Source organism: Streptomyces morookaense (assembly GCF_013030945.1).
Taxonomy (GTDB): domain Bacteria; phylum Actinomycetota; class Actinomycetes; order Streptomycetales; family Streptomycetaceae; genus Streptomyces; species Streptomyces morookaensis.
Genome location: NZ_JABBXF010000198.1, coordinates 1 through 823, shown reverse-complemented (window position 1 = coordinate 823; position 823 = coordinate 1). Strand labels below are relative to the sequence as shown.

Genomic DNA, 823 nt, shown 5'->3' with positions numbered 1-823 from the left:
CGGCGGGGTGTTGAGCGGTATGACGCAAGGCTGCCTGGACGACGCTCTCACCATCCCCGTCCTCCGTGCCGACCGCCCCGAGCCGCAGGCCGTCGTCACCGCCCTCGGGCAGCTCCACGCCCACGGCATCTCCCCGGACTGGCACGCCTTCTTCTCCGGTGCCCGGCGCGTCGACCTGCCCACCTACGCCTTCCAGCGCGAGCGCTACTGGCTCGACGCACCCGAGGTTCGTGGTGACGTCCGGGCGGCCGGCCTCGGCGCGGCGGACCATCCGCTGCTCGGTGCCGCGCTCGCGACCGCCGACAGCGGCGGCCTGCTGCTGACCGGCCTGCTCTCCCTCGACACCCACCCGTGGCTCGCCGACCACGCAGTGCACGGAACCGTCCTGCTGCCCGGCACCGCCTTCGTCGAGCTGGCGATCAGGGCGGGCGACGAGGTCGGTTGCGGGTCGATCGAGGACCTCACCCTCGAAATGCCCCTCGTGGTACCCGAGCGCGGAGGCGTCACCCTTCAGGTGTCGGTCGGTGCGGAGGACGAAGCCGGCCGACGGCAGTTCAGCATGCACTCGCGCGTCGGAGACGGTGCGTGGGTGCGGCATGCGACGGGTGCGCTGTCCTCGGCGGAGACGCCCGGTGCGGAGATCGGAGAATGGCCGCCACCGCCGGCTGCGGAGGCCGTCGACCTGACCGCCTTCTACGAGGGCATGGCCGAACTGGGCCTGGAATACGGCCCGGTCTTCCAGGGCCTGCGGTCGGTGTGGCGCAGCGGGGACGACGTCTTCGCCGAGGTGGCCCTTGCCGAGGGCACGGAGCCCGACGGGTTC

At 72.7% G+C, this 823-nt stretch carries 1 protein-coding gene; it reads left to right on the top strand.

The features are described 5' to 3' along the window. Positions 1 to 19 precede the first annotated feature (19 nt). Positions 20 to 823, top strand: an 804-nt coding sequence (locus tag HG542_RS34135; RefSeq protein ID WP_255316366.1) for a polyketide synthase dehydratase domain-containing protein, incomplete at its 3' end; no start/stop codon positions are given.